Raw genomic sequence first — 21,948 nt, 5'->3', positions numbered from 1 at the left:
GAAAGTAAGGATATACTGCGTAATCCTGCGACTGTAATTCTAATAATTTTGCCTATATTTATGGCTAAAATTATCATCACTGTAGTGGACAAGAGCGGTTTGGACTTCATGCTTCTTTCTACATGGATATTATTTGCGCAAGTGATGGTTGGGATCATGATTACCGGCCCAGGATTAATTGAGGAGCGGGAGAGTAAGACTTATGATGCGCTGTTGATTACTCCGCTAAGCAGAGGCCAGATTATTACAGCGAAAGCTGGATCTGTTCTTGTTTTTTCTTTGTTATCACAGCTGATTGTTTATGTACTAAATCAAGGTTTGACAATGGATTTACTCCCTTCCTTATTGTATATGTTATTGGGTGGAATTATCTTTGTACAAGTTGGAATTATCATTGGTTTAAAGGTAAGTTCCTCCAAAAATGGTTCAGCCATCAGCTCCGCATTTATGGTTGTTTTTTTCTTAGTTGCTTCTGTGTACGTCGCTCTTCCAGAATGGACTTATCCGATCTTTGTTATTCTGCCAAGTATTGAAATCGTCCAGAATTTGAACAGTATTCTAAATGGAGAAGGAGTATTGCTCCTAGAAAGCCTGCTTTTGCTCTTGTGGATTGTGGTGCTTTCGCTCTGGATTTGGAAGACGGGCAAAGCGTAGAACTTGTCAGAAGCAAATTACCATGGTATAGTTCAAGACGCAATATGCATGAAGAAGAAGTCTGCACGGATTGTGCAGGAGAGGTTCGCGAACTCCCTCTATAAAAAACTAAGAGTATATTAAATCTTATAAGCGGATGCAGTCCTTAACCCGGACGTTGCTTCCGTTTCTTCTTAGTGGAGCAAAGTTTTCGAAATCTCGTTCTTCTTTCCATTACCGGCCAAGGTCGAAGGAAAAGAGAGGGGTTTTTTGTCGTGTCAGAAGGAAGATTGAAAGAGGAAATGCAAGAAGTCACTTTACTTGGTAATCAGGGAACGCAGTACAAGTTTGGTTATGATCCAGCTATTCTTGAGGTGTTTGATAACAAGCATCCAGGGCGTGATTATTTTGTTAAATTCAACTGCCCTGAGTTTACTAGCTTATGTCCTGTTACAGGTCAGCCGGATTTTGCCACATTGTATATTTCGTATATTCCTGAACAGAAAATGGTGGAATCTAAATCATTAAAGCTGTATCTGTTTAGCTTCCGTAACCACGGTGACTTTCATGAGGACTGCGTCAACATTATTATGAATGATCTGATCTCACTGATGGACCCACGATACATTGAGGTATGGGGCAAGTTCACTCCGCGTGGAGGCATATCTATTGATCCTTATTGCAACTATGGAAGACCGGGTACGAAGTATGAGGCGATGGCGGAGCACCGCTTAATGAATCACGACCTCTATCCAGAAAAAGTGGATAACCGCTAATCCCAACAAGTTGATAAGGAGAGATTAAGATGAACAAAAAAGCACTCGTCGTATTTAGCGGCGGACAAGATAGCACCACTTGCCTGGTTTGGGCATTGAAGCATTTTGAGGAAGTGCAGGTAGTTACCTTTAATTATAATCAGCGTCATGCGGCTGAAATCGAAGTTGCTACAGAAATAGCAGCTAAGTTTAATGTAAAACAGCATATCCTTGATCTTGGGCTGCTTAATCAGCTGGCTCCAAATGCACTAACCCGCCAGGATATTGATATCGTTGCTGGCGAAGGTGATGAGCTTCCTAGTACATTTGTTGACGGACGGAATCTGTTATTTTTGTCTTTTTCCGCAATATTAGCTAAACAATTGGGATACTCCCATATCGTCACTGGTGTCTGCCAAACGGACTTTAGCGGGTATCCGGACTGCCGTGATGTATTTGTGAAATCATTGAATGTTACGCTGAATTTATCTATGGACTATGAGTTTGCGATACACACTCCATTGATGTGGCTGGATAAAAAGGAAACGTGGAAGATGGCAGATGAACTTGGTTATTTTGATTATGTTCGCGAACAAACATTGACCTGTTACAACGGTATTATTGGCAGTGGCTGCGGTACTTGTCCAGCCTGTCTGTTGCGTCAGCGTGGTCTTGAGCAATATGAGGCGGAGAGAATGGAGGCCGGTTCTTAATGCTTAACGAGGTTTCAGTCTGCAAAATATTTACGTTTGATGCGGCGCATCAACTAATTGGTCACAAAGGGAAATGCAGCAATCTGCACGGACATACTTATAAGCTCGAAGTAGTGCTTAAGGGCAAACCAGAGGCTACGGAAGGCCATTCAGACGAAGGGTTTGTTATTGACTTCAGCGATATCAAGGCGACTGTACAACAAAGCCTTGTAGATCGTTTAGATCACGCTTTTCTTGCTATGGGAAATGAACCTGTGTTAGAGACGTTAACGAATACGGGCTCCAAAGTAGCCTTGTTGTCATTCCGCACCACAGTGGAGAATATGTCTTCATATATTGCCTACAAGCTTAAGCAAGCAGGGCTGCCTTTGTACTCGGTAAAGCTATGGGAGACTCCAACCTCCTGGGCAGAGGTGCTGGCTGAAGATGTTCCGGATGAAGGGCCATCCTACCGTTTATATGGAGGCTGTGACTGTGAGTAAGATTCCTGTAATTGAAATGTTCGGTCCGACCATTCAAGGTGAAGGTGCGGTAATTGGTGTGAAGACAATGTTTGTCCGCACCTATGGCTGTGATTATCGCTGTGGCTGGTGTGACTCTGCTTTTACTTGGGATGGTACTGCTAAGGATAAGGTTCGAATGATGACCTCGGATGAAATTATGAATGAACTTTTAGCTATAGCTGGAGATAATTTCGACTGTGTTACGATTTCAGGCGGAAATCCTGCTTTGATTGGTGATGGGCTGGGCTCTTTTATTAACCAGCTACATGAGCGAGGGATACAAGCTGCAATAGAAACTCAGGGCAGTAAATGGCAGGAATGGTTCAATAACGTGGATGTGCTGACCATTAGTCCGAAGCCGCCAAGCTCAGGGATGACGACGAATTGGGAAATACTAGATAACATCATGAGTAAGATGGAGAATCTGGGCCGCTCTACGCACAGTCTTAAAGTCGTTGTGTTTGATGATAAGGACTTTAATTATGCAAAAGACATTCACCAGCGATATCCCAATGTGCAGCTCTTTCTGCAGCCTGGGAATGATGATGTCACTGAAGAAGGCGACATTTCTGCTCGACTTTTGGGAAGGCTGGAATGGTTGTTTAATAAAGTAATCGTAGACTCTGAGATGAATAGAGTACGTGTCCTTCCACAGCTGCATGCATTGATCTGGCATAATAAACGTGGCAAGTAAAAAGTATTTAAATGTAACGGGTGTCTGCTCAGCAGATGCCCTTTTTTTATTGATTTAAGCCTTTAAATAGGTAGATAGAATGTCCCATAATCTGGTATGATTTTCATAAAAATTGTAGGAGGTACTAAATGGGAAATTCAACTGCACTATTAATTATCGATGTTCAAGAAGCTATGTTCTCCTATCCTGATCAAAAGCTGTACGATGAAGAGGGTGTAATGGAGAGAATTATTTCCCTTCAGAACAAAGCTAGGGTAGCAGGTACTCCAATAGTTTATATTCAACACACCGAAGATGAGGAATATACAAAAGGTACGCCCACATGGCAGATCAGTCACCGCATCACACCGCAGGAAGGCGAAGTTATTGTGGAGAAGCCTACTTGGGATGCTTTTCACCGAACCGAACTGCAAGAGGAGCTACAGAAGCTGGGGATCACGAATCTGGTGATTTGTGGGATGCAAAGTGAGTTCTGCTTAGATACGACAATAAGACGCGCATACAGTATGGGGTATAAGAGTGTTCTCGTCCAAGATGCTCATAGCACCTTTGATAATGGGGTTCTGAATAGTAGTGAGATCGTTAAGCATCATAATGCGGTAATCGGAGGGAGATTCGCCCAGTTACGAGCTGAAAGCGAGGTTCAGTTCTAGATGAGTACACCTCAGGCTGCCATGAAACCTATTCAGCGTTCTCGACTTAGACTATTTGCCGGAAAGCGATATTTTATTTGGAAAAGATATTTGAAATGGTGCACTAGCCGCAGCAAGGTGGCGAAGCAGCGCACTAGTGAAATTTTATCTAATGAAGTGATGGCTCATGCTACACCGTTATTAAGAAGTCTACGGAATGTAGATATGGTGCTTCAATACAATAAAATAACCAATTTACGTCTGGCGATAGCGAAACTGAATGGGCTCTTGGTGCGCCCGGGTGAGACTTTTTCCTATTGGAGAAGCATTGGTAAGCCCAGTAAGCGAAAAGGGTATCTGGACGGGATGGTGCTGCATTATGGTGGCTTCCATTCTGGAGTCGGCGGGGGACTGTGCCAGTTGTCCAATCTGATCTACTGGATGACACTGCATACACCTCTTACGGTTACAGAACGGCATCGGCACAGCTATGATGTATTTCCAGATGAACAGCGTACACAGCCATTTGGAAGCGGGGCCACCTGTTCTTATAATTATTTGGATCTTCAAATGAAGAATAACACGAATCAAACATATCAATTAAAGCTCTGGCTGGATGACAGCCATTTGCATGGGGAATGGAGATGCGATGAGCAGTCCCTTTATAAATATGAAGTGTACGAAAGTGATCATCGGATTAGTTTAGAACCTTGGGGAGGGTATATACGCAGTAACAAGATTAGTCGAAAAGTATTCACACGTACCGGCGACCTAGTTGGAGATGAAGCTGTAACGGATAACTATGCGCTTATGATGTATTCTCCGCTTCTTCATGGATAAGAGGATAAGGTAATGGGTTATAACATAGAAGACACGTTATTGTTCTATCCTATGCTATACTCAAAGGAGCGGATTAACAGCATGAAAGCATTAACCTACCAAGGGAAGAAGAAAGTGAAAGTTAAAGAGGTTGCTGATCCGAAGATTGAGAAAAAGGATGACATTATCGTTCGAATTACTTCTACAGCGATTTGTGGCTCAGATCTGCACATTTTTAACGGTGAAATTCCAGGAATGCATGATGACTATGTTATTGGTCATGAGCCCATGGGCATTGTTGAGGAGACCGGTCCAGACGTAACTAAAGTCAAGAAAGGCGACCGGATCATTATTCCCTTTAATGTAGCCTGTGGTCAGTGCTACTTCTGCCAGCATGAGATGGAGAGTCAATGCGACAATGCTAATGACGCCAAGGATACAGGCGGATATCTGGGTTATTCCGATACTTATGGGGGCTTTGCAGGAGGGCAAGCCGAATTACTGCGGGTTCCTTATGGTAATTTCGGCCCTTTTGTCGTTCCTGAGGATGCAGAAATGGAAGATGAGAAAATTCTTTTCTTATCTGATATTGTTCCTACTGCTTGGTGGGGAGTAGAAAGCGGCGGAGTGAAGCCAGGGGATACAGTCATTGTTCTCGGTTGCGGGCCTGTTGGTCTGCTTACTCAGAAGTTTGCCTGGATCAAAGGCGCCTCAAGAGTAATTGCAGTTGATCATATTGGCTACCGTCTGCAGCATTCGAAGCTGAACAATAATGTCGAAATTTACAACTTTGAAGAGATTAAGGATATTGAAGCTCATTTGAAAGAGATAACACATGGGGGCGCAGATGTAGTTATTGACTGTGTAGGTTTGGATGCCAAAATATCTGCTTTGGAGAAAGTGGAAACCACTCTGAAGCTACAGGGAGGCTCACTCAGTGCATTTAGAATGGCCTCGGATATCGTACGTAAATTCGGAACTATTCAGCTTGTAGGAGTTTATGGGCTTAATTATAATATGTTCCCTTTGGGTCATCTATTTGAACGCAACATTACTTTAAAAATGGGACAGGCTCCAGTGATTCACTATATGCCTTTGCTTTATAAGATGATTAAAGAGAATAAATTTGATCCCACAGATATCATTACACATCGCTTGCCTATCAGCAAAGCGGAGCATGGCTATGACATTTTTAGTGAGAAAAAAGAGGATTGCATAAAGGTGGTTCTGAAACCTTAGCCTTTAAGAAGCATGAGCTCTCGTCAGAAATGACATTGCTTATGCTTTTTTTAGTGAAATCTAATGAAAATAGATGCATTTTTTCACGGTCTGCGTTAAATTAACATAAGTGACTTAAGATAGTGAAAGGACGCGTACCATGTGAAGCTTAAAAAACCGCCACTTCCTATTCCGATTTTAATGTTGATTGGGATTGTGGCCATCTCTTTTTCCGCCATTTTTATTAAGTGGTCAGCAGCGCCAGCATCTATACAAGGAATGTATCGGCTGTTGTTCACCTCGCTGCTGATGTTGCCTTTTGCAAGACCATACAGCGGAGCAGCGTTTGCTCTTCGTAAAAAAGACTGGATCATGCTTGTGCTCTCAGGCACTATGCTAGCTCTACATTTTTTGCTTTGGATGGGCTCTTTGAAGTATACTTCGGTAGCTAGTTCAACGATGATCATGGCGCTGGAGCCAGTGTTTATTATGCTGGGCGTTTATTTTTTGTATAAGGAAAGAACGGCTGTGTCTGCTATTCTTGGGCTGAGTATTGCTATTGGCGGAGTAGTGTTTATCGGTTGGGGAGATATTGGTATCTCTTCAGATAATCTTAAAGGTGATTTGTTATCGGTTGGAGGAACAGTAGCGGTAGCTGTGCATATGCTTATCGGTCAAAAGCTTGTAGTGCGCATGCCCTCATACCTGTACAGCTTGATAGTTTTCTTATCAGCGGCTGGTGTGTTTGCCATATACAATCTGATTATGGGGATCTCCTTTTTCAATTATCCTGCGAAAGAGTGGGGGATTTTCCTATTGCTAGCAGTTGTTCCTACGGTGTTTGGCCATATTTTATTTAATTGGCTGCTTCAGTATGTATCCGCAACTACGGTATCTATGAACATCTTAGGAGAACCAGTGGGGGCAAGTATCCTCGCGTATCTGCTCTTGGGTGAACAATTAACTGCGCTACAATGGGCAGGTGGACTTTTGGTTATGTTTGGACTTGGCGTATATTTGTATACTGGAAGAAATAAAACGATTCAGGTGGCAGAAGCCATTCAGAATGCTTCATAACAGATATTTTAATCATAAAGGGGTCGCAAGGTATGGAAGAACAAGATCAAAATTTAGAATTACATCCTGGAAAAGGCACTGGGCCAACAAGTGAGGAACTATGGAACGAAGACACGTACACAGCTTGGGTTGCTCGATTTGGTACACCGTCTGAGGCTGCAGCCAAGTTAATCAAGGAACCAAGTGCAAAGCTGTACCCGCTCTCTTCTTATTTTGGAGATGTACAGGGTAAAAAGATGATGAATCTCATGGGATCAAACGGAATGAAGGCAGTCGCGCTGTCATTACTTGGAGCGGACGTTACTGTTGCTGACTTCTCAGAAGCTAATGCGCGTTATGCAGCTGATCTCGCACAAGAAGCAGGTGTTCAGCTTAACTATATCGTATCGGATGTTCTTAAGCTGCCAGATCACGTGCTCGATGGTTCATATGATATCGTATTTGCTGAATTAGGAATTGTACACTACTTTACCGACCTAGCACCGTTTATGGAAACCGTCCGCCATTTACTTTCTCCTGGTGGGATTCTTGTTCTACGTGATTTCCATCCTGTGACAACTAAGCTGATATCCTCTAAGGGTTCTACAGCGAAGGTTCGTAAGCACAAAGTTAGCGGGGACTATTTCGATACGACATTGGAAGAAAAAAAGGTCTCATACTCTAAGTATTTGCCTTCCACAGGCAAACCAATAGACGAACAGGAACATAGCGTTGTATATTGGCGCCGCTGGACGCTTGGAGAAATTGTAACAGCTGCTGCCAGTTCCGGGCTTGTGATCCGCCAATTGATCGAAGAACCCAATCTATCCTCGGATGTTTATGATAAAGGAATACCAAAGACATTCACCTTGGTGGCTGGAAAGGGTCAGAACCTGTAGGCTATTCGAATGTAAGGATTCCAACTGTTATACACATATGAGCTGATCTAAAGGCTACTTCGTCCGTAAAAGGACGGTGTGGTCTTTTTTGCTTGCTTCAAAACATAAAATTTTAAACTTTTTTACGGAGAATATTCCATTACATTGGAAACTTATAGGTAATACAATAATTTTACATTCAACATTTGAAAGCGATTACTTTACAAAAAGGCATTCATAAAGGATTTGAGGTGGATATGAAATGGACGAAGTATTACTACGAATGGCGGGGATTGATAAATTTTTTCCTGGTGTTCATGCATTGAATCAATGTCAATTTGAGCTGAAACGTGGGGAAGTGCATGCCTTAGTCGGTGAAAATGGCGCAGGAAAGTCTACCTTAATGAAGATTGCAACAGGAGTCTATTCCAAGGATGCGGGTCAGATGTGGTACAAGGGATCTGAGGTGGAGATTGCCAATACTCGCGCTGCGCAGGAACTCGGGATTAGTATCATTCATCAGGAACTGAATCTAATGCCGCATCTTACAGTGGCCCAAAATATATTTATTGGTCGTGAGCCGCGCAAGGCGCTGAAATGGTTCGTTGATGATCTGGAGCTAAATCGTAAGGTGCAGGAACTGTTTGATCAGATGAATCTAAAACTAGATCCGAAGACTTTGGTCTCAGATCTGACAGTTGCTAATCAGCAAATGGTTGAAATCGCCAAAGCTTTGTCCTTCAATGCGGAGGTACTGATCATGGATGAACCAACTGCAGCGTTGACAGATACGGAAATTAACGAGTTATTCCGTATGATCGAGCAATTACGAGAAAAAGGTGTAGGTATTATATACATCTCTCACCGCATGGATGAGTTGAAACGGATCACAGACCGCATTACAGTCATGCGGGATGGTTGTTACGTGGATACTGTTCGGACGGATTCAATAACTATTGATCAGATTATTAGCATGATGGTTGGTCGTGAACTGTATCAAACGTCGAAGCCAACACATTCGTTACAGACAGAGCAAGTCGTACTAGAGGTTCGAAACTTATCCAGTGGGCAAATGTTGAAGGATATCAGCTTTCATCTGAATAAAGGTGAGATTCTGGGCTTCGCTGGATTAATGGGCGCTGGACGTACTGAGGTTGTTCGTGCCGTATTTGGGGCTGATCCTATCGATAAGGGTGAGATTAAGCTGCATGGAAATACGGTTCGTATAAAACAGCCTCACCAAGCAGTGCAGCATGGAATTGGCTATTTGTCCGAAGATCGCAAACGCTACGGGCTGCTTGTAGATATGGACATTAGCATGAATAATGCGATTGCTTCCTTCTATAAATTCCGTAATGCATTCGGATGGATGAGGGATCGGGAGATGCGAAAGTCCGCGGAGCATCATGCGGAAGCACTAGCAACCAAGACTCCAAGTGTAAGTCAAAAAGTCAAATTCTTATCCGGTGGGAATCAGCAAAAAGTAGTTATCGGGAAATGGTTAACGAGAGATTGCGATGTGTTAATCTTCGACGAGCCAACACGTGGTATTGATGTAGGAGCGAAAAGTGAGATCTATAAGTTGCTTGATCAGCTAGCAGGTGAGGGAAAAGCGATCATTATAGTCTCTTCAGATCTCCCAGAGATTCTAAGAATGAGCCATCGCATTATTGTCATGTGTGAAGGACGTATAACTGGTGAACTACTCGCAGAAGAAGCATCGCAAGAAGCGATAATGAAATATGCGACGATGCGTTCATAATCGTTCAAGAGTTTATCGGAGGTGTCAAGGTCATGAAGATCGCAGATAAAGGGATTAGCCAGCCTATCAGCTCGAAGCAAACCGGGGCGCAATCAGGGTTTAAACAAAAATTACTAGCATTCGCAAGTTTGATCATTCTGGTCATCGTATTTTCCGTAGCATCAAGTAACTTTTTTCAGTTTTCTAACCTAGTTGGAATCCTCGTCTCCACAGCTGTAATTGGAGTATTAGCGCTGGGCGCAACCTTTGTAATTATTACGGGTGGGATCGACCTTGCTTTGGGTACTGTGATGACCTTCTCCTCGGTGATGGTTGGCGTCATCATTACATTCTGGGGTCTACCTGTTCCACTCGGAATTGTAGGCGGGATTCTAGCTGGTGCACTTTGCGGCTTTATAAGTGGTTTAATGGTGGCGAAAATGAATATTCCTCCTTTCATTGCTACTCTGGCGATCATGATGGTCACTAAAGGATTGTCACTTGTCATAACGGGTGCCAAGCCGATTTATTTCAATGATGATCCGATTTTTGCCAAGATTGCAATGGGCAAGATGATCCCAGGCATTCCTAACACCATCGTAATCTTCCTATTACTCGGTGTTATCGCAAGCATCATCTTATCGAAGACCATTATTGGTCGCTATAACTTTGCACTTGGCAGCAATGAAGAAGCAACTCGCTTATCAGGTGTGAATACGGTCAAATGGAAGATTGTGATCTATACCATCACAGGGATTTTCAGCGGAATCGCTGGTATCCTGATGGCATCACGTCTAAATTCAGCCCAGCCATCACTTGGCACTGGTTATGAACTTGAAGCTATAGCGGCTGTCGTCATTGGAGGCACATCTTTAAGCGGGGGCGTAGGTTCTATTCTAGGTACAATTATTGGTGCACTGATTATGAGTGTACTGACGAATGGCTTACAGATTATGTCCGTTGCTCAGGAATGGCGGACAGTCATTGTCGGAGTTGTAATCATCATAGCAGTGTATGCTGATATTCTTCGCAGACGGAAGCAATGAACTAGGTATTATCTCCATACGGAGTGATATACAAAGCAAATGACGAGGGGGAAGATTTAAATGAAACAACGTCGAAGAGGGATTATCTTGCTTGCCAGTTTATTACTGGCTACTACCTTACTTGGTGCTTGTAACAACAGTGATAGCAAAAAGAGTGCATCCGGTTCAGACAAACCATATATCCCAGTCATTTCAAAAGGCTTCCAGCATCAATTCTGGCAAGCGGTGAAGCAAGGAGCCGAGAAGGCTGCCAAGGAGTTTAATGTCGAGATTACGTTTGAAGGACCTGAAAATGAGAGTCAGGTAGATAAACAAATTGAGATGCTGCAGACGGCGCTAGATAAGAAACCAGCAGCAATCGCGTTAGCAGCTCTCGATAGCAAAGCAGCGATTCCATATCTGGAAAAGGCAAAGGAAAACAATATTCCAATCATTGGCTTTGACTCTGGTGTAGATAGCGATATTCCTGTAGCAACCGCAGCGACTGACAATAAAGCGGCAGCAGCTTTGGCAGCTGATAAAATGGCTGAGTTGATCGGCAAAAAGGGTAAAGTAGGTTTAGTTGTACATGACCAAACAAGCAGCACAGGTCAACAGCGTCGTGATGGCTTCTTAGAACAAATGAAAGCGAAATATCCAGATATTGAAGTGTTAGAGCCGCAATATGGCGGCGGAGATCAGTTGAAGTCCACGGATCTTGCAAAAGCGATGATGCAAGCCAATCCGGACCTTAAAGGAATCTATGGCTCAAACGAAGGATCTGCAGTAGGAGTAGCTAATGCAGTAAATGAATTACAGATGGGTGGTAAGATTGTGGTTATCGGCTTTGACTCCGGTAAACAGTTAATGGATGCTATTCGTAGTGGTGTTGTAGCTGGTGCTGTTACACAGGATCCCATTGGTATTGGGTATCAAGCGGTAAAGGCAGCTGTGCAGGCGATTAAAGGGGAAACCGTAGAAAAGAATATTGATACCGGGTTTCACTGGTACGATAAGAACAATATAGATTCCGATGAGATCAAACCTCTGCTATACGAATAGAAGAGATTAATAATAGAGGTTGCCTCAAGAAGGCAACCTCTATTATGCTTATCCCAAAAGGTAAACATTTACATTACATGTACTCGATGAGTCAATAGCTGAGGAGGTGTTGGATGTATAAGATTATTCTAGTTGATGATGAAGACGAGGTTCGTGAGGGGATTAAACAGAAGATAGCATGGAATAATCATGGTTTTGAACTTGTTGGAGATTTCGATAACGGCAGAGATGCCCTTGATGCAGTCGAGCAGTATCGACCGGATGTGATTATTACAGATATTTGCATGCCCTTTATGGATGGACTTGGATTGGCTAAAGCTGTAATGGAACGATACCGGGACATGAAGGTCATTATCGTAACTGGTTATGAAGACTTCGAATACGCTAAACAGGCTATAACCTTGAAGGTGACGGAATATTTGTTAAAACCAATTAATGCTCGTGAGTTTGCCGAATATCTAAGCAAGATGAAGCAGGATTTGGATGAAGAGCATTTACAAAAGGCCAATATCGCTAAGCTTCGTATGCAATTAAATCAGAGCTTTCCTTTGCTTCGCGAACGTTTTCTGGAGAAGCTGGTTACTACTCGTATGAAAAACGACGAGATCGAGAATAAAATGAATTATTTTCATATACAGCTGCAGGGTGAGGCTAACCTTGCAATCGTAATCGATATAGAAATGGACAATCGTAGCCTAGATATTGCTTCTGATGCTGAGCTACTGCGCTTCGCTGCTTTTAACATTGTGCAGGAGCAACTTGAGAAGGAGCAGGGCGGTGTCGTATTTCAGACGAGAGATGGGAAACTCGCTGCGATATTATCAGGGGATTCCGAAGAGATCGAAGTCACAACACAACTTCTTGCAGATCAAGTACAAACCAGCCTGAACAAGTACTTGAAGCTGACGGCAACCATCGGCATCGGTAGAAAATACGCTGATTTACAGCAAATTCCACAATCATTCCAGGAAGCGATTTCATCCATAGAATATCGATATCTTTTAGGTATAGATAAGGTTATCTCCATACAGGATCTTGAGTTCGGCAAAGGATTGGATCAAGCACATTTCTCTTCATGGGAAAAGCAATTCATATCCGCCTTGAAGACAGGTAAAGCATCAGCGATCTCGGAAGTCCTCTCAAAATGGTTTCAGGAGCTAAAAAGCAATAGCTCTTCTATAGAAGACTGCCGCAGTAGCCTCTACCAAATGCTCGTCTCTCTAATGAACTATGTGGTCGATATCGGATTCCCAAATACAGAGCTTGTTTCGCATAATATGTTTGCTGAGGTTGCAGCCCTTAAGACTTTAGATGAAGCTAGGAATTATTTGGAGCGAACTTGCCATGAGTTGATACTCAAGCTATCGGAACAAAGAACAACCGTCAGAACCTCTCAGATGAAGGCAGCAGAAGCTTATATTCGGGAGAATTATTGTAATGACAGCTTTTCACTTAATGAGCTGTGCAGCCATATTTTTATGAGCATCAGTTATTTCAGTGTGACTTTTAAACAGCATACTGGAGAGACTTTTATTGAGTATTTGACTCGTCTCCGTTTGGAAAAAGCTAAAGAGCTCCTTACCGTCACACAGTTGAAGACTTATGACATCGCTGCTAGAGTTGGCTATGCTGATCCACAGTACTTTAGTGTGATTTTCAAACGTAATGTTGGGATCACACCGAAGGAATATCGACAGCGACAGAAGGAGAATCTCCTTCTATGAAACCTCATCGCTTCTTCCGAAGTCGAAGTATTCATAATAATATCGCTATTTCTTTTTCCCTTCTTATTCTTTGCACAACTATAGTTCTGAGCTATACTTCATACCGACTCTCCTCAGCTGCCGTCATGGGGAATTCCGTAGCCTATACTTCACAATTAATAGAACAAGTAAAACTGAACATCGAGAATTATATTAGTAACATGGAGAGTATTGCTGCTTTGGTATTAACTAGTAGTGATCTTGAGAGATATGTAAAAGGTTCGAGTTCGGGACAAGATGGAAAAGTCAAAGATAAGCAGTTAGCCAGCCAATATCTTCGATCTGTCGTCCAATCCCGCACCGACATTTCTTCTATAGTGTATGCAAGCTCAGAGGGGATAACGGTTTCGGATCGACTGGACGCAGTTTTGAAACCGCTTCCTGAGTTGATTGCTCAAGAGTGGTATCTGCAAGCTTTGAACCAGACGGGAGTGGCTGTCTCCTCTTCACATGTGCAGCACTTATTTCAGGATGAATATCGTTGGGTAGTGTCGATCAGTAGAAAGCTATCAGATACCTTTTCAGAAATGGAAGCAGATCGACAAGGTGTGCTACTTGTAGATCTTAATTACAGCGTTATTAACAATTTGTGCAAACAAATCGAATTGGGAAAACGCGGCTATGTATTTATCGTAGATCCGTCAGGGAGCCTAGTCTATCATCCTCAACAGCAGCTGATCTACTCGCAGCTCAAGTTCGAGCAATTGGAAACCGTTCTTGGGATTAAAAGCGGGTCGGTTACAGTGAACACAGGGAACGAGCAGAAGCTGTACACGGTGGATACAACCAGCTTTGGTTGGAAGATTGTAGGGGTGACCTATCCAGATGATCTGGTTGCTAACAAACAGCAGATGCAAGGTACAGCTGCCTTGTGGGGAGCAGTAAGTCTCATCTTTGCCATGGCTATATCTGTGCTTCTTTCGTACGCACTAACTAAGCCACTCAAGAATCTTGAAATAAACATGAAAAAGGCTGAACGCGGAGAGTTCGACATTCGTGTGGAAATTGAGAGCACGAACGAAATTGGCAAGCTTGCCCGAACATTTAACCTGATGATTATGAAGATTAAAGAGTTGATGAGTCAGATTGTGATGGAGCAAGAGATGAAACGCGTGAGTGAGTTGAAGGCCTTACAAGCACAGATTAAGCCCCACTTTTTGTACAATACGCTAGACTCGATCATCTGGATGGCAGAGACCGGTAAGATGGAGGAGGTGGTCGAAATGACCTCATCATTATCGAAGCTGATGCGTTCTACGATTGGTGAGGGCGAGGAATTGATTCCGATCGCAAGAGAATTAGAACATATTCGACACTATCTAACGATTCAGAATATGCGCTATCGCCATAAATTCACATATTCGATAGAAGTGGATGAAGACATTCTTGAATGCAGTATATTAAAATTAGTCCTTCAACCCTTAGTTGAAAATGCGATTTATCATGGGATAAAGCATAATCCTGAGCAAGGGCACATCCTGATTAGAGGTAAAAAAGAGCAAAACGATATTACCATTCAGGTTATTGATAATGGTGTTGGTATGAATCCAGAGCAGTTGAACAAGTTATTGCTTCAAAAGGCAGATTACAGGATTGGCAGTGGGGTTGGCGTCGCAAATGTGAACCATCGCATTCAGCTATATTTCGGGGACCATTACGGGTTGTCTTTTACGAGTGAAATGGAAGAAGGGGCGACGGTCACTTTAAGAATTCCTGCGCTCTATGAGGAGGAGAATCCATGAGCTCACTATGGTCGAAAATAGGCTTGTCTGCTCTACTGGTAATCTTCATTGTAGTGCTCGGGTGGGTAGGATATCGTATGTTTATGAACGATCTTGATCCAAAAGTCAGAACCATTATATACGTTCCTAAGACTATCGATACCAGTATTGAATTCTGGGAGGTAATGAAACAAGGGGTGGCGACTGCTGCCAAGGAATTCGGTGCAGATGTCCATACGGTAGGAACAGATACCGAGCTAGATGTAGATAAGCAGATTCAATTACTGGAACAGGCGATTGAGGAGAAGCCCGATGCCATTATTTTAGCTGCTACCGACTATTATCGTCTCGTTCCGGTTGCAGAGCAGATTAAGGCGGCTGGTATCACTCTTATTACGGTGGATTCGGGACTGAACGGCGGTGTATCGGAGAGCTTTATAGCTACAGATAATTATGAAGCAGGCCGTAAAGCAGCGCAGAAGTTGATTGAAAATATTCAAAGCGACGATCAAGTCGCCATTATGAATTTTGTACAAGGCTCCGCTACAGCTATCGAAAGGGAGAAAGGGGTTCGGGATGCTTTATCTCAGAATGGAGTTAATCTTGTGCAGGATACTCTTTACAGTAACGGATCTTCGAAGAAGGCATATCAATTAACTGTTGATCTTCTAAAGAATCAGCCACAACTAAAGGGAATCATTGGCTTAAATGAGCCCTCTACATTAGGTGCGGGACTGGCAATTATGGATATGGGCTTAAAATCAAAAGTGAAGCTGGTTGGGTTCGACAATTCCAGTAGTGAGGTTCAGTTGCTGGAGAACGAAACGATGCTGGGAACGGTGATTCAAAAACCTTTTACTATGGGGTACTTGGCTGTGAAAACTGCACTTGAAGTCGTTTCAGGTCACAAAGTAGCTCCTGTTATGGATACAGGCTCCGAATTCATTACGAAGGAAAATATGTACACAAGTGAGAATGAAAAGTTAATGTTTCCCTTTATAGAATAAGCAAATAAGAGCGCTCAAAACCATTTTGGCTTTGAGCGCTCCCTTTTATAAAATAGAAGGACCTATTAGTTGTTGTTTAATATATCGGCAAAAGATTGCTGCAACGGTGTTAATATATGATCTTTTCGCCAAGCCAGTACAAAACCACCGCTCTCAGGCAAAACTCCCGGTAGAGGAGCATAACAAAGACGACCTAACGCAAGTTCTGCTTCAATGCTAACTCTAGAACAAATACCTACGCCATCTCCCTCGCTAACTAACATCTTTAGAGTTTCGGGTGAATTCAACTCGGATCGGTTCCACAAGCGAATATGATTTATTTCTGCCCATTGATCCGCAAATCCCCGTAAACAAGAACCACCCTCATACTGAATCCAAGGCTCAAGCGCGATCTGTTCTGGTGTTAACTTCTCTATAGTTGCAAAAGGGTGACCAGGGGCAAAAATGAGCACAGGCTCGTCGCGGACAACCAGCTGAAAGTTAAAGGATTCATCATGCCAATCAGAAGTGTGTAAAATAGCCATTTGAATTTCTCGGCTTCGGAGTCGTTCCTTTAACAAAATATCACTTTGGATCGACATTGAATTATTAATCCCAGGATATTGTTTCATGAATTGGATTAGCGCTTTAGGTAAAATATAAGTTGCAGGTATATAACTTGCTTCCAGCTTTAAAGTACCTTGTGTTGGTGAAGAAAACTGTTTAACAGTACGTTCAGCTTCAGCTGTAAGTGAGACAATCTTGAGCGCATATTGATAAAGGGCCCGACCCGCATCTGTGAGCAGTACTCTTCCACTTCGATATTGGAATAAAGGCGTTCCAAATTCATTCTCTAGATTCTTCATATGAAATGATACTGTGGGTTGCTTAAGGCCTAATTCAGCAGCTACATCGGTTACTTTCTTATATTTTTCAAGTAGGATAACGATCTTTAACTTCATAATATTCATGACTTTCCTCCGTACAATGCTAAGTTGGATAACAAATTATATCTCCATTATAGATTAAATCTATACATATATATAGTTTCTATTGGTATTTTTATCGTTGGCTTTACAAAGTTAAGAAGTTTCTCTAACGAACGAGCTCTAGAATAAGAAGAGTCAAAGGGGCTAAGAAGCTTCGGACAACAACAATAACATATGCGTACAATGCACTTTTACAGTAAACAAGCATATGGGGGCCAAAGCTCCACAACACCATGTTAAAGCTTGCGAAGTCAGTTCCGTATGAACTGTATGAGGAAGCTGTGCTAACAAAACATTTAGGAGGAGACAAAACAATGCAATTCAAAAAATCTTGGGTTATGACTTTGGCTTTAACAAGCGTACTGGCACTTTCGGCCTGCGGTAATGGTGGGGCAAACAACACGGGAGGAAACGCTGCAGCTACAAATGAAGGTAGCGGCGCTAAAATAAGTGGTTCGATTCTAGCTTCAGGTTCAACAGCACTACAACCATTGGTTGAGCTGGTAGCCGAGAATTTCATGGATAAAAATGCTGGTGTGGACATTCAGGTTCAAGGCGGCGGTAGTGGTACTGGTCTTACTCAAGTAGCTGAGAAACAAGTAGATATCGGTAACTCTGACGTATTCGCAGAAGAAAAACTAAAAGATGCAGATGCAGAAAAAGCAGCAGCTCTTGTAGATCATCAAGTAGCAGTAGTAGCGATCGCAGCAGTAACTCATCCGGATGCTGGTGTGGACAGCTTGACTAAGCAACAGCTTATCGATATTTTTACAGGAAAAGTTACAAACTTTAAAGAAGTTGGCGGAGCGGATCAAAAAATCCAAATCATCAACCGTCCAGGCAGCTCCGGTACTCGCGCAACCTTTGAAAGCTTTGCACTTGGAACTAAAACTGAAGATATCCCAGGATCGATTCAAGAAGATTCCTCCGGTACTGTTAAGAAAATGATCGGAGAAACTCCAGGGGCTATCGGTTATCTGGCTCTTTCATACCTTGATGATTCAATCAAAACACTTAGCCTTGATGGTGTAGAAGCATCTGTAGACAATGTTATTTCTGGTAAATATCCAGTATGGGCTTACGAGCACATGTACACAAACGGCGAACCAAATGAAACAGTAAAAGCATTCCTTGACTTTTTCTTGACAGACGAAGTACAAACAGGTGAAGTCGTTGAGCTTGGATACATTCCAGCAGTAAAAATGCAAGTTACTCGTGACGTTGCAGGAAATGTTACAGCTAAGTAATTCACTTCTAAGTAATTTGTAAGGATTAGAATCTCAAGTGATTAGAGGCGGATACATCTGCCTCTCTTTTCACTTTAGAAAGAGGGAGCAATTAAGGGTGAAACTAAAGAACTCACGCATCGAGAAACATCATATTGAAGATTTTGTGGGACGTACATATATGTCCTTCTGTGTACTGCTATTGATAACAATCATTGTATCGATGGTATATTTTGTAGCGTCTAAAGGTATTTCAACTTTCACAAGTGGTGATGTTAGCGTTACTGATTTTCTATTCGGAACAAAGTGGTCACCTGAAGCAGATACGCCATCCTTTGGCGCTTTTCCGTTTATCACGGGATCCTTCTTAGTTACTTTACTTGCAGCATTGATTGCTAGTCCACTTAGCCTTTGCGCTGCGCTGTTCATGACTGAGATTGTCCCAGGATGGGGTAAAAAATTGCTTCAGCCCGTAATCGAGCTGTTGGCAGGTATCCCTTCAGTTGTTTATGGTTTCATCGGATTAAGTGTTATTGTACCGTTTCTACGCAACAATCTGCCTGGTCAAGGCATCGGGGTAGCTGCAGGCGCGCTTGTGCTCTCGGTCATGATTCTTCCGACGATTACAAGCGTGGCTGCAGACGCGCTGGCTTCATTGCCGCAAAATTTAAAGGAATCCTCCTATGCGCTTGGTGCCACCCGGTGGCAGACGATCTCTCGAGTGATTATTCCGACAACGTTTCCTGCTATTATGACTGGTATTGTACTGGGGATGGCACGTGCATTCGGTGAAGCCCTTGCTGTACAGATGGTTATCGGGAATGCGCCATTCGTACCAAAATCACTCTTTGAATCAGCTTCTACCCTGACGAGTGTAATCACACTTGGAATGGGGAACACAACCATGGGCTCTGCGCACAATAATGCTCTGTGGAGTATGGCACTGGTTCTTATGTTGATGACCTTTGTATTTGTCTTCTTTGTGAGACTGCTTGAAAGGAGAAATAAAATTTGAAGCCGAGAACCGTAAATAAAATTGCCACAAGCCTTATTGTGTTTTTCGCATTGCTCATCGTAGCTATTCTGGTTGGTCTATTAGGATATATCCTCTTTCGAGGTCTTAGTCACATTAGTTGGGATTTTCTATTCTCTGCACCGCAAAAAATTCGAGCAGGTGGAGGAATTGGCCCTCAGCTATTCAACTCCTTATTCCTTTTGGTACTCACGCTAATAATTACAGTACCTCTAGGACTGGGTGCCGGTATTTACATGGCTGAATATGCTCGTCCGGGAAAAATCACCGGCTTTATTCGCTTAATTGTTGAGGTATTATCTTCGTTCCCTTCAATCGTAGTCGGCTTGTTTGGTCTATTGCTGATTGTTAACTATTTCAATCTTGGCTTTTCATTAATCTCTGGAGCACTGGCATTGACGGTCTTTAATCTACCGCTGATGGTTCGGATTACTGAGCAAGCTTTCCGTAGTGTTCCGAAGCAACAAAAAGAGGCTGGTTTTGCACTAGGATTGTCCAAGTGGAAAATCGTAACCTCCGTGTTATTCCCAGTAGCATTACCAACGATTATTACCGGTACTATTTTGTCCGCTGGCCGTGTCTTTGGGGAAGCAGCCGCGTTGATGTTCACTGCAGGAATGAGTAGCCCAAGACTAGATTTCACTAACTGGAATCCACTTAGTCCGAACTCACCACTGAATCCTTTCCGTCCAGCTGAAACACTGGCTGTTCATATCTGGAAGGTAAATAGTGAAGGCCTTGCTCCTGATGCCGCGCAAATTGCTGCGGGAGCTTCAGCAGTACTTGTAATTATGGTGTTAATCTTTAACTTGGCAGCACGTTATTTCGGAAGATTTATTTATCGTAAGCTTACAGCTTCAAAAAGAATGAACTAATTCCTAAAAACTAAAGTAGAGATGTAGGAGGAGTAATCGATGGGAACGTCGGCAACAGCAGTGCGTGAATCTTTTCAAACCGAGGACCTGAGTATTTTTTATGGAACATATGAGGCAGTAAAGGGGATTAGTCTTCCTTTTGCTGAAAATACGGTTACTGCACTGATCGGCCCATCCGGCTGCGGTAAATCAACCTTTCTTCGTTCACTGAACCGTATGAATGACGAAATCTCCGGATCAACAACCAAAGGAAGCATCTGGATAGATGGCGTTGATATTAATGCTCCTGGAACAGACGTGATCAAACTGCGTCAGAAGATCGGGATGGTTTGGCAAAAGCCGAATCCGTTCTATAAATCCATTTATGATAACATCGCCTTTGGACCGAAGTACCATGGGGTAAAAGGAAAAAAAGCACTCGATGAGATTGTAGAGAGCAGCCTTCGTAAAGCAGCATTGTGGGATGAAGTGAAGGACCGTTTAAAAGATTCAGCATTAGCTTTGTCCGGTGGACAACAGCAGCGCCTTTGTATTGCAAGAGCGTTGTCAGTTAACCCACAAATTCTACTCTTGGACGAACCAGCATCCGCACTAGATCCGGTTTCCACTGGTAAAGTAGAGGAGCTCATCAAGGAGTTAAAAGAAGAGCTTCGTATTGTAATTGTGACGCACAACATGCAGCAAGCTGCACGGATTTCTGATTATACGGCTTACTTTTATCTGGGATCTCTTGTAGAATACGATAAGACGGATAAAGTCTTTACTAATCCTGAGAATCAAATGACACAAGAATATATCATGGGTCGTTTCGGCTGAATTCTTTCAACATCGTTCCTTAGGGAACGGTGTTTTTTTGTTTCTATTATTTGCAAAAGACAGATAGATACTGTATCATTAATGATAATGATTATCATTATTACTATAGGGAGTGGATCTCATGACACAAACTCAACCGACTCAAAAGAATAGCGTAGCTGAAGTAATAAGAGAAAGACGCTCTATTAAGCTTTTTAAAAAAGATCCACTGCCACAAGGTCTATTAGAGGAGTTGTTAAATGTAGCGGTATGGGCGCCCAATCATGGGGTGCGTGAGCCATGGAGATTTATTGCTTTTCAAGGTGATGGTACAAAGTTCTTGGCTGAAGCGGCATTTGCTTTCGTGAAACGTGCTTTTTCTGATCCTGAAGTGGCTGCTAAGCGAAAAGAATATATCTCAAATATTCCATTAACGTTAATTGTGGTGATGCCTGAGGATCCTCGGCAGAGAGAGTGGGATGAGGATTTTGCAGCAGCGTCAGCACTTGTGCAGAACTTCCAGCTAGCAGCTTGGGAGCAAGGCGTGGGAACGATTTGGAAGACCGATCCTTATATCAATAATCCTGAATTCCGTAACAAAATTGGTGTGAAGCCAGGAGAGAAGATCATAGCTATGATCCATGCCGGATACCCGGAGACTGTGCCAGACAGCCGTCCACGCACGGATGCTTCTGAACTGCTGAAGATCATTGATAGCTATCCAGAGAACGATGTAGTGGAATAAGCAGAAGGTTTTACGGTATTTGAATAATGAATATTAAAAGAATATATATCCGAAGCATCCGAAGGGGTGCTTTTTTGTTGTAAGTT

General features: G+C 42.8%; 22 protein-coding genes and 1 riboswitch. Of the genes, 21 read left to right on the top strand and 1 reads right to left on the bottom strand.

Annotated elements, in window-relative coordinates:
• Positions 1-60: 60 nt before the first annotated feature.
• From MKY99_RS16120 to MKY99_RS16045, 16 genes are all read left to right on the top strand, one after another.
• Entirely contained in the window at positions 61-654 is a 594-nt protein-coding gene (locus MKY99_RS16120; RefSeq protein WP_339264969.1) for an ABC transporter permease, read from the top strand.
• 74 nt (positions 655-728) lie between these two features.
• A riboswitch (PreQ1 riboswitch) is annotated at positions 729-772 on the top strand.
• A 163-nt stretch (positions 773-935) separates the two neighbouring features.
• On the top strand, positions 936-1,409 hold the full coding sequence (gene queF, locus MKY99_RS16115) for a preQ(1) synthase (RefSeq protein WP_042193989.1): 474 nt from the start codon (positions 936-938) through the stop codon (positions 1,407-1,409).
• 23 nt (positions 1,410-1,432) lie between these two features.
• Positions 1,433-2,101: a 7-cyano-7-deazaguanine synthase QueC gene (gene queC, locus MKY99_RS16110; protein ID WP_339271681.1), complete on the top strand. Its 669-nt coding sequence runs from the start codon at positions 1,433-1,435 to the stop codon at positions 2,099-2,101.
• Positions 2,101-2,583: a 6-carboxytetrahydropterin synthase gene (locus MKY99_RS16105; protein WP_076283605.1), complete on the top strand. Its 483-nt coding sequence runs from the start codon at positions 2,101-2,103 to the stop codon at positions 2,581-2,583. The genes queC and MKY99_RS16105 overlap by 1 nt, the downstream gene beginning before the upstream one ends.
• A complete protein-coding gene (gene queE / locus MKY99_RS16100) occupies positions 2,576-3,298 on the top strand; it encodes a 7-carboxy-7-deazaguanine synthase QueE (protein WP_339264965.1) in 723 nt (240 codons plus the stop codon). The genes MKY99_RS16105 and queE overlap by 8 nt, the downstream gene beginning before the upstream one ends.
• A 128-nt stretch (positions 3,299-3,426) precedes the next feature.
• Positions 3,427-3,951 carry a cysteine hydrolase family protein gene (locus MKY99_RS16095; RefSeq protein ID WP_042188616.1) on the top strand — a complete coding sequence of 175 codons (525 nt, stop codon included), beginning with the start codon at positions 3,427-3,429 and terminating at the stop codon, positions 3,949-3,951.
• Entirely contained in the window at positions 3,952-4,770 is an 819-nt protein-coding gene (locus MKY99_RS16090; RefSeq protein ID WP_339264963.1) for a VanW family protein, read from the top strand. It begins immediately after the preceding gene.
• 81 nt (positions 4,771-4,851) lie between these two features.
• The gene (locus MKY99_RS16085; protein WP_339271679.1) at positions 4,852-5,988 is read left to right on the top strand and encodes a zinc-dependent alcohol dehydrogenase; all 1,137 of its coding nucleotides are present in this window, start codon (positions 4,852-4,854) and stop codon (positions 5,986-5,988) included.
• 141 nt (positions 5,989-6,129) lie between these two features.
• Positions 6,130-7,044 carry a DMT family transporter gene (locus tag MKY99_RS16080; protein WP_339264961.1) on the top strand — a complete coding sequence of 305 codons (915 nt, stop codon included), beginning with the start codon at positions 6,130-6,132 and terminating at the stop codon, positions 7,042-7,044.
• Positions 7,045-7,076: 32 nt separating this feature from the next.
• On the top strand, positions 7,077-7,922 hold the full coding sequence (locus tag MKY99_RS16075; RefSeq protein ID WP_339264959.1) for a class I SAM-dependent methyltransferase: 846 nt from the start codon (positions 7,077-7,079) through the stop codon (positions 7,920-7,922).
• A 241-nt stretch (positions 7,923-8,163) separates the two neighbouring features.
• Positions 8,164-9,663 (top strand): sugar ABC transporter ATP-binding protein, encoded by a 1,500-nt coding sequence (locus tag MKY99_RS16070; RefSeq protein ID WP_339264957.1) that lies wholly within the window; start codon positions 8,164-8,166, stop codon positions 9,661-9,663.
• A 32-nt stretch (positions 9,664-9,695) separates the two neighbouring features.
• Positions 9,696-10,688 carry an ABC transporter permease gene (locus MKY99_RS16065; RefSeq protein WP_076283610.1) on the top strand — a complete coding sequence of 331 codons (993 nt, stop codon included), beginning with the start codon at positions 9,696-9,698 and terminating at the stop codon, positions 10,686-10,688.
• A 60-nt stretch (positions 10,689-10,748) separates the two neighbouring features.
• Positions 10,749-11,729: an ABC transporter substrate-binding protein gene (locus MKY99_RS16060; protein WP_042128145.1), complete on the top strand. Its 981-nt coding sequence runs from the start codon at positions 10,749-10,751 to the stop codon at positions 11,727-11,729.
• Positions 11,730-11,842: 113 nt separating this feature from the next.
• Positions 11,843-13,453: a response regulator gene (locus tag MKY99_RS16055; RefSeq protein WP_339264955.1), complete on the top strand. Its 1,611-nt coding sequence runs from the start codon at positions 11,843-11,845 to the stop codon at positions 13,451-13,453.
• On the top strand, positions 13,450-15,234 hold the full coding sequence (locus tag MKY99_RS16050) for a sensor histidine kinase (RefSeq protein ID WP_339264953.1): 1,785 nt from the start codon (positions 13,450-13,452) through the stop codon (positions 15,232-15,234). The genes MKY99_RS16055 and MKY99_RS16050 overlap by 4 nt, the downstream gene beginning before the upstream one ends.
• The gene (locus MKY99_RS16045) at positions 15,231-16,220 is read left to right on the top strand and encodes a substrate-binding domain-containing protein (RefSeq protein ID WP_339264952.1); all 990 of its coding nucleotides are present in this window, start codon (positions 15,231-15,233) and stop codon (positions 16,218-16,220) included. Before MKY99_RS16050 ends, MKY99_RS16045 begins: the two co-directional genes overlap by 4 nt.
• 65 nt (positions 16,221-16,285) lie before the next feature.
• On the opposite strand, the gene MKY99_RS16040 is transcribed toward MKY99_RS16045, so the two are convergent.
• Positions 16,286-17,170: a LysR family transcriptional regulator gene (locus MKY99_RS16040; protein WP_076283614.1), complete on the bottom strand. Its 885-nt coding sequence runs from the start codon at positions 17,168-17,170 to the stop codon at positions 16,286-16,288.
• Between the two features lie 332 nt (positions 17,171-17,502).
• On the opposite strand from MKY99_RS16040, the gene MKY99_RS16035 reads away from it, so the two are divergent.
• From MKY99_RS16035 to MKY99_RS16015, 5 genes are all read left to right on the top strand, one after another.
• Positions 17,503-18,435, top strand: coding sequence for a phosphate ABC transporter substrate-binding protein (locus MKY99_RS16035; protein WP_042132223.1), 933 nt, complete (start codon positions 17,503-17,505; stop codon positions 18,433-18,435).
• Between the two features lie 97 nt (positions 18,436-18,532).
• Positions 18,533-19,429, top strand: a complete 897-nt coding sequence (gene pstC, locus MKY99_RS16030) for a phosphate ABC transporter permease subunit PstC (protein ID WP_076298709.1) — start codon at positions 18,533-18,535, stop codon at positions 19,427-19,429.
• Entirely contained in the window at positions 19,426-20,322 is an 897-nt protein-coding gene (pstA, locus tag MKY99_RS16025; protein ID WP_042128135.1) for a phosphate ABC transporter permease PstA, read from the top strand. Before pstC ends, pstA begins: the two co-directional genes overlap by 4 nt.
• A 39-nt stretch (positions 20,323-20,361) precedes the next feature.
• Positions 20,362-21,138 carry a phosphate ABC transporter ATP-binding protein PstB gene (gene pstB, locus MKY99_RS16020; protein WP_042128132.1) on the top strand — a complete coding sequence of 259 codons (777 nt, stop codon included), beginning with the start codon at positions 20,362-20,364 and terminating at the stop codon, positions 21,136-21,138.
• A gap of 121 nt (positions 21,139-21,259) precedes the next feature.
• Positions 21,260-21,862 carry a nitroreductase gene (locus MKY99_RS16015; protein WP_076283615.1) on the top strand — a complete coding sequence of 201 codons (603 nt, stop codon included), beginning with the start codon at positions 21,260-21,262 and terminating at the stop codon, positions 21,860-21,862.
• Positions 21,863-21,948 lie beyond the last annotated feature (86 nt).

It is taken from the genome of Paenibacillus sp. FSL R5-0470 (genome assembly GCF_037975205.1).
Taxonomy (GTDB): domain Bacteria; phylum Bacillota; class Bacilli; order Paenibacillales; family Paenibacillaceae; genus Paenibacillus_AQ.
Note: the sequence above shows the minus strand (reverse complement) of the source record. Positions and strands in the feature narration are given on the sequence as shown.